The following is a 7,492-nucleotide window of genomic DNA, read 5'->3' on the forward strand; positions in this document are numbered from 1 at the left end:
GCCGAGTAGCGTCGATCAGTCGGCCTACCGCATCGGCGAAACCATCGCCGCCACACCCGGAAAGGTGGTGCGACGGAACCGGATCTACGAGCTGATCCAATATCAGCCGCGCGCCGACGAGGTGGACGAGGTCCCGGTGCTACTGGTCTCATCACCGGTGAACAAGTACTACCTGGTTGACCTCGAGCCTGAGCAGTCGGTGATGCGCGCTGAGCTGGACCGTGGCCGTAACGTTTTCGTGGTGTCCTGGGTCAACCCGGACGCCAGCCACGCCGACATCGGTTTCGACGATTACGTCTCGAGCATCGTTGAGATCCTCGAGACGATCTCCGACATTAGCGGCGCCACTACTAGCCACCTGCTCGGCCTGTGTGGCGGCGGCGTGCTCGCCTTTTTAGCCGCGGCATATCTGGCAGCGATCGAGCAACAGCACATACTCGCGACACTGACGATCGCCATCGCAGTCCTCGATTACGACCGGGGCCCGTCGGGCATGGCGTATCTCGACCAGAAGCAGGTCGACCGTGCTGTGCGTCGCGCAATCAAGCACGGCTACTTCGACGCCCGGGAAGCGGCGTGGTCGTTTGCGCTGATCCGGCCCATCGAAGGCATCTGGGCAAATGCTGTGCACAACTACCTGCTCGGCAAGCCTCCACCCGCTGTGGGGCTGCTCTACTGGGCGGCTGACCAAACAAATTTGGCCACCCGCTTCGGCGCACAAATGATGGAGGCAGCGCTGAACAATAGACTCACGCGGCCTGGCGGAGTCAGTATCAGCGGGGTGCCGATCGACGGCGGACAGATCACCGTCGATACTTACGTCCTTGCCGCATCGACCGACCACATCTCCCCGTGGCAGAACTGCTTTCGGACGGTCTCCATGATCGGCGGCGAGGTGACATTTGTGCTCGCACACGGCGGGCACGCCATCGCAATCGCCAGAGCGCCGGGCAGTGCGCGAGCCAGCCATCGGACGGGTGACATCGGCGGTGATGATCCGCAGACGTGGCTCGCCCGCTCGGTCGACAATCAGGGCAGCTGGTGGGACCACTGGAACGCGTGGATCGAGCAGCACACCCCCGGCAAGCGTCCGGCACCCGTACGACTGGGAAGCGACACTTACCCTCCAGTGGGTGACGCGCCGGGTGAATACGTTCGGCGCGTAATCACTTTCCCCACAGACACATCCGTCGCGAAAGGTACCCAATGACTATCCTCGACCGCTTCCGGCTCGACGGCCGGGTCGCCGTCTTGACCGGGGCATCCAGTGGCCTGGGCGTCGGATTCGCTGCTGCGCTCGCCGAAGCCGGCGCCGACCTCGCCCTCGGCGCCCGCCGAGCGGACCGCCTCGCAGAAACCTGCACCCTCGTCGAAAACACCGGACGCCGTGCCATCGCCTTACGCACCGACGTCGCGGACCCCGACGACTGCACAGCCCTCGTCGAGGCGGCGATGACCACCTACGGGCGCGTAGACATTCTTATCAACAATGCCGGAGTCGGCACCGCCGTACCAGCACTCAAGGAAACCCCCGACCAGTTCCGATCGGTTATTGAGATCAATCTCAACGGCTGTTATTGGATGGCACAGGCTTGCGCGCGCGTCATGCGTCCCGGCAGCTCGATCGTCAACATCGCCAGCGTGCTGGCACTCACCACCAGTGGCCTGCCGCAAGCTGCGTATTCGTCGTCGAAGGCCGGCCTCATCGGGCTCACCCGTGATCTTGCACAGCAATGGACCTCCCGCAAGGGAATTCGAGTGAACGCACTCGCTCCCGGCTTCTTCGAATCCGACATGAGCGACAGCATGGACCGCAACCACGTCGACACACGGATCCTCCCACGCGTCCTAGCCGGACGCCTCGGCTTGCACGCCGAACTCTCCGCCGCACTGATCTTCCTAGCCAGCGACGCCGGAAGTTATGTCACCGGCATTACCTTGCCTGTCGACGGCGGAGTTCTGACAACCTGACATCACTCTGGGTTGCGTAGGCCAACTCCGTTGCACCACAGGGTCGTCAAGTTTCGTGACGCAACATCCCGGTCGTATGGGCTGCCGAACAATCGCCAGACTCTCGTTGCGTGGCCTACCATGGCTGCCAATGCGTCACCGGCATGATCGGCGTCGAGCGATGCGTCGGCAATGCCTGCTGCTTGCCAGCGGCGCAGACTGGTCGCGATCGCTGAGGCGAAATGGCGGTGTACCGCAAGACGCAACTCGATGAGTTCGGGGTGGGTTCCAATGGCCTCGTCGAGGCGTAGCAGTAACAGTGATGTGTGACCGGGGTAGTCGTCCAAATAGCGATCGACGGCAGCACTGACGCGCTGGATGGCATGTGCACGCAGTTCGGCGGTTGTCCGCAGCCCCGTGTCATCGGTATCGCGGCCGCGGTCGCCGCCGCCACCGGCGCCGACGGTGTTGTGCAGCGTAGCGAGGTGTTCGTGCAAGACCGCGGTGAAAACCGCTTGCTTGCCTGAAAAGTGGTGGTAGAACGACCCGATGGCGGCTCCCGCTTGATTCGCGATGTCGGTGATCCGCGCAGCATGGTAGCCGTCGCGCTCGATGACGTCGCGGGCCGCAGCGATCAGCGCCGCGCGCGTTTGGGCCGCGCGACCCTGCGGCGCCTCGCTGCCGGTGGTCTCGTCAGCGCTGCCCATGGTGGCATGCCAGGCCTGCTGCTTCGAGCCGTACGTGGCATAGAACGTCGACAGAGCGACGCCGGCCCTGTCGGTGATATCGCGAATGTGGGTTCCCGTATAACCGTTCTGCTCGAACAAGTCACGCACCGCCCGATGCAATGCTTGCCTAACGTCGTGACCCTCTGCGGCGCTGGTGGTCATCGCAAAGGCGGTCCCCACCGCACCTCTTTGCGCAGCGCGGCTTTCAGCAGCTTGCCCGCGGCGTTGCGGGGCAGCGGATCATCCGAAACACTCACGTACTGAGGAACTTTGAAGTCAGCCAGCAGTTCGCGGCAGTGCGCCAGCACGTCGCCGATGACGATCTGCTTGCCGCCGCCGAAGAGAACCACCCCGACTTTTTCACCCATCACCGTATCCGGCACCGCGACCACCGCGGCCTCGACGACACCCGGGGCGGTCGCGAGTGCGTTTTCTACCTCCACACTCGAGATGTTCTCGCCCCCGCGATTGATGATGTCCTTCGTCCGATCGATGATGTGCACACGCCCGGCATCGTCGACCCTGACCACGTCTCCAGTGTGCAGCCAGCCTTCGGTGATGGTTTGGGCGGTGGCCTCGGGGCGATTCCAGTAGCCCGCCATGACATTTGCCCCACGCACCAACAACTCGCCGGTGGTGGCGTCGTCACCGAAGGGCGTGACTGCGATATCCACCGATGGCACAGCATAGCCAACTGAATCGGCATGCTTAAGGGCGTCACGGTCGGGCAGCAGGGTGGTCAACGAGGAGGTCTCGGTCATCCCGTAGCCGTTGAAAACCTTGGCGTTGCTGAACTTCGACCGCAGCGCATCCACCAACGACGTCGCGATCGGTGCGCCGCCGTATCCCACCCATCGGAGATGGCTAACGTCGGCGTCGGCGAGATCGGATCGACCAAGCAGCAGGGCGTAGATGGCCGGGACGGTCACCATGAGCGTGATCCGCTCGCGCGCAAGCACGGTCGGCATCGCGGAAAGATCCAACGCCGGCATGATTACCGAGGTACCGCCCAAATACGTCGCGGCGATTAATTGGGAGTTGCAGCCCGTAACATGAAACAGCGGCACGCAAATTAGTGTCCGCAACTCGGCCCCGATGTCACGGGGAATGTCCAGGCAGCGAACGATATTCTCGGCGTTGGTCAAAAACGCCTCGTGCGTAGTCGGCACGCCCTTCGGCCGCCCGGTAGTTCCCGATGTGTAGAACAACGCGGCGATATCGTCACCGGTGAGGTCGTCGGCCACGTAGGGCCCGGCGTCGGGCATGGAGGTCTCCGCCGACAATTCGATACGCGCATCGCTGTCCTCGATGACGAACCCAGCCTCGGGAGCAGCGGAGCGGGTGTTGATCGCCACCGGGATGCCACCCGCCATAAGGGTGCCCCAGAACCCCAGTACCCAATTAGCTCCGGCCGGATGGCGTAGGGCCACCCGGGCCCCAGGTTGCAATCCGGCCGTGCGCAATCCGCCCGCGACCCGCGCGGCGCGGTCCCACAACTGGCCATAGGTCAGGCGCTTGCCACCCAGTTCGACCACGGCCTCGGCCTCGGGACGGTCAGTGACATGACTCTCGAGCATTTCCAACAGGGACGTCGGCAGCGCTTCATAGTGCGGTACGCCGTGTTCGTCGTAGAAGATCCCCATCTGTGAAAACGGACTCAGCGTGGTGGACACCTCGTAAATCTCCACCTCGACCATTGTGTTTTCTCCTTACTCGCCGGACGGATAACAACCGCTTACCGACGCGAGTGTCCCTCAGTTTATCAGAACAGAAATCGATTCTGAATTCTGATTCAGATTGTTCTAGCGGCTTGAACTGGGCTATGGTCCAAAAATGGTTCTCGGAATCGTTGCGGGCGAGGCCCGGTTGGGGCGGCACCAAGCGGTGAGGGCAATGGCGCGGAGGCCGGCCGCCGCAGCCGTCACCAACGGCGCTGCGACCGGAGTCGATGCGTTCTGGTTGGGTCACCCACTGCTCGAATGCCGGTCTTCTGGCGAACTGGCACGGTTGCTCACCGATCCCGTGTTGCGGGGCCGTGGCGTGCCCCATGGTGATGGCCGCAGCGTGCTGCTGCTACCGGGCTTCCTCGTTTCCGATGCGACATTGAGGCTGCTAGCCGGTTTTTTGGGGCGCATCGGCTACCGTCCGGTTGCCAGCGGAATTCGGTTCAACTCCGGGTGCGGCGATAGCTTCGATGAGCGAATGGTCGGCGTCATCGAACGCGAGTACTCGATGGGCGGGCGGCGCCTGGCGATCGTCGGGCACAGCCGCGGCGGCCACTACGCCAGATCTCTCGCGGCACGTTATCCCGATCGGGTTTCTCACGTCGTCACGATGGGCACCGGGGTGGAGGATCCACTCGACATCTCGGTTTTGACCAAGTGTGGCGCCGCGGTCATGCGCGGCGCCTTGGCCGGCTGTGACCCGGCGCGATCCGAGCGTGGCTGCCTCACCCTGCGATGCACCTGCCCATATGGGGTGGGTTTCGCCGCGCCGTTTCCTGGCGATGTCAGATTCACATCGATCTACTCGCGCAACGACGGAGTGGTGCGCTGGCAGTCATGTGTAGCCGATTACGCGGTGTGCGTGGAGGTGCGCGGAAGTCACATCGGCCTGGCATTCAACCGACACGCCTACCGCGCGGTTGCCGAGGCTTTGGCAGTGCCGGCCACCGACGAATAATCACGGTTCTAAACGTAGCTTCGGCAGGGGCTCTCTTTATCGCTTTGACCTGCCGCTTATTGTGGAGCTGCAGGGAATCGAAGCAGCCTGAAAAATTTGATTGACCTGCGGATACGCCGAAAGTGTTGACGGCATCAACACCTGGCGTCGTTTCTCAACAATTCCTCAGCGCGGCTAGCGTAAGCAATGCCGTAAGCACGCGCACGATGGTCGAACACCAGCACTCATTTCCCACCGATTTCACGTGAGGCCGGAAACTTGTTAGCTGATGAAGGCTCGAAACAGGCGTTGACCAAAGTGCCGGCGGTGACCCTGGGCTTCTGGGTCATCAAGATCTTGGCCACAACGCTGGGCGAGACGGGCGGCGACACCGTCACAATGACCCTGAACTGGGGCTATCTGGCCGGAGTCGCACTTTTCGGCGTTGCGTTTGTGGCGCTGGTCGCTGCACAAATCCTCGCCAAGCGTTTCCACGCGACGCTGTATTGGGCAACGATCGTGGCCTCGACGACCTTCGGCACGACCCTGGCGGATTTCGCCGATCGATCGTTGGGAATCGGCTACACCGGCGGATCGCTTCTGCTTCTGGGTTGCCTGTCAGCGACGCTGGGGCTCTGGCGTTGGTCCGAAGGGACAGTAGCTGTCAGCACTGTTTCTACGCCAAAAGTCGAGGCGTTCTACTGGGCAACCATCACGTTTTCGCAGACGTTGGGCACCGCGCTCGGCGACTGGCTCGCCGACACACGCGGAATTGGATACGAGCGGGGCGCACTGGTATTCGCCGCTGCGCTCGCGATTGTCATCGCCCTCTATTGCTGGACCACGGTGTCGCACGTCACCTTGTTTTGGGTCGCTTTCATCCTGACGCGGCCTTTGGGCGCAACCGTGGGTGACTTCGTCGACAAGCCCGTCGCCGACGGCGGCCTGGCCCTGAGCCGGCCGCTGGCCTCGGCGGTCATCGCGGCCATCATCGTTCTGCTGATGGTCGTCCTGCCACAACGCCCGGGACGTCATCCGGCCGAGGCACGGACATGAGAGTTCTGCTCGTCGAGGATGAGCCGCGCCTCTCGACGACTCTCACCAGGGGCCTGAAGGCCGAAGGCTTCGTCGTCGTGTCCGTCGCTAATGGCGTCGACGGCCTATACGAGGCGATCGAGAACAGCTTCGACGTCGTGGTCCTCGACATCATGCTGCCCGGCCATAGTGGATATGAGGTCCTGCGACGAATGCGCGCACAACAGGTGTGGACACCCGTGCTCATGCTGACTGCCAAGGACGGTGAGTATGACGAAACCGATGCGTTCGACCTCGGGGCGGATGACTATCTGACGAAACCGTTTTCGTTCCGGGTGCTGGTGGCACGGATCCACGCCTTGGTCCGTCGTGGTGCGCCGGAGCGACCTGTGGTGTTGACCGCCGGATCACTGTCACTCGATCCTGCACGGCACAAGGTTGAACGTGGTTCGATCCCAATCACTCTGACTCCTCGCGAGTTTGGGCTGCTCGAGTTCCTGATGCGCAACAAGGACATGGTGGTGACGAAAACCGAGATATTACGGAACGTGTGGGATGCGCACTATCAGGGTCCTGACAATGTCGTCGAGGTCTATGTCGGATATCTGCGGCGCAAGATTGATGTTCCGTTCGGTACCAACACCATCGAGACAATCCGGGGCGTCGGTTATCGGTTGTTGTGTTGAGGCAGTGCCACGATCACCTTGGTCCCGCCACCGGGTCGATCGTCGATGGTGACCGTGCCGCCATGGGCGGCAACTACCTCGGCGACGATCGCTAAGCCCAAGCCCGCTCCCCCGCCGCTGCGGGAGCGATCCGAATCCAGACGCACGAAGCGTTCGAATACGCGCGTTCGTTCGGCCGGGGCAATGCCAGGACCGTCGTCACTGAGGCTGAGAATGGCTGTGCTGTCCCGGCTGCTGACTTCGATGACGATCAGTGACTTCGCATGATGCACTGCGTTGTCCACCAAGTTGCGGATCATCCGAGACATCCCGGCTGGGTCACCTGTCAGACGCGTTGGCCAGATGTCCGCTTGGACAGTGCATCCCGCTTCGCGTCGAACACGCGCGGCTTCGACCTCGGCAAGTTCGTCGAGGGCCACCTCTTCCTTGCGC

At 62.6% G+C, this 7,492-nt stretch carries 8 protein-coding genes; 5 read left to right on the plus strand and 3 right to left on the minus strand.

Annotation, left to right across the window (positions count from 1 at the left end; translation table 11 throughout):
- The coding region (locus WAN02_RS31255) for a PHA/PHB synthase family protein (RefSeq protein ID WP_422269240.1) at positions 1-1,210 on the plus strand (1,210 nt) is incomplete at its 5' end.
- Entirely contained in the window at positions 1,207-1,971 is a 765-nt protein-coding gene (locus WAN02_RS31260; RefSeq protein WP_422269241.1) for an SDR family NAD(P)-dependent oxidoreductase, read from the plus strand. The genes WAN02_RS31255 and WAN02_RS31260, both read left to right, overlap by 4 nt.
- Before the next feature lie 2 nt (positions 1,972-1,973).
- On the opposite strand, the gene WAN02_RS31265 is transcribed toward WAN02_RS31260, so the two are convergent.
- Positions 1,974-2,858: a TetR/AcrR family transcriptional regulator gene (locus WAN02_RS31265; protein ID WP_422269242.1), complete on the minus strand. Its 885-nt coding sequence runs from the start codon at positions 2,856-2,858 to the stop codon at positions 1,974-1,976.
- Positions 2,837-4,375 carry a class I adenylate-forming enzyme family protein gene (locus tag WAN02_RS31270; protein ID WP_422269243.1) on the minus strand — a complete coding sequence of 513 codons (1,539 nt, stop codon included), beginning with the start codon at positions 4,373-4,375 and terminating at the stop codon, positions 2,837-2,839. Before WAN02_RS31270 ends, WAN02_RS31265 begins: the two co-directional genes overlap by 22 nt.
- 136 nt (positions 4,376-4,511) lie before the next feature.
- Between WAN02_RS31270 and WAN02_RS31275 the strand changes: the two genes are divergently transcribed.
- The 3 genes from WAN02_RS31275 (at position 4,512) to WAN02_RS31285 (ending at position 7,060) form a co-directional block, all read left to right on the plus strand.
- Entirely contained in the window at positions 4,512-5,360 is an 849-nt protein-coding gene (locus WAN02_RS31275) for an esterase/lipase family protein (protein ID WP_422269244.1), read from the plus strand.
- A 258-nt stretch (positions 5,361-5,618) separates the two neighbouring features.
- Positions 5,619-6,395: a hypothetical protein gene (locus tag WAN02_RS31280; protein WP_422269245.1), complete on the plus strand. Its 777-nt coding sequence runs from the start codon at positions 5,619-5,621 to the stop codon at positions 6,393-6,395.
- Positions 6,392-7,060 (plus strand): response regulator transcription factor, encoded by a 669-nt coding sequence (locus WAN02_RS31285; RefSeq protein ID WP_422269246.1) that lies wholly within the window; start codon positions 6,392-6,394, stop codon positions 7,058-7,060. The genes WAN02_RS31280 and WAN02_RS31285 overlap by 4 nt, the downstream gene beginning before the upstream one ends.
- Here the strand turns inward: WAN02_RS31285 and WAN02_RS31290 are convergent.
- Positions 7,042-7,492, minus strand: a 451-nt coding sequence (locus WAN02_RS31290; protein ID WP_422269247.1) for an ATP-binding protein, incomplete at its 5' end; no start/stop codon positions are given. The genes WAN02_RS31285 and WAN02_RS31290 overlap by 19 nt on opposite strands.

The organism is Mycobacterium sp., assembly GCF_049281135.1.
In the GTDB taxonomy this organism is placed as follows: domain Bacteria; phylum Actinomycetota; class Actinomycetes; order Mycobacteriales; family Mycobacteriaceae; genus Mycobacterium.

Excerpts from the sequence above, each read along its gene's own strand:
- WAN02_RS31260 (WP_422269241.1), top strand. The coding sequence starts at position 1,207 with ATGACTATCCTCGACCGCTTCCGGCTCGACGGCCGGGTCGCCGTCTTG.
- WAN02_RS31270 (WP_422269243.1), bottom strand. The coding sequence starts at position 4,375 with ATGGTCGAGGTGGAGATTTACGAGGTGTCCACCACGCTGAGTCCGTTT.
- WAN02_RS31275 (WP_422269244.1), top strand. The coding sequence starts at position 4,512 with ATGGTTCTCGGAATCGTTGCGGGCGAGGCCCGGTTGGGGCGGCACCAA.
- WAN02_RS31285 (WP_422269246.1), top strand. The coding sequence starts at position 6,392 with ATGAGAGTTCTGCTCGTCGAGGATGAGCCGCGCCTCTCGACGACTCTC.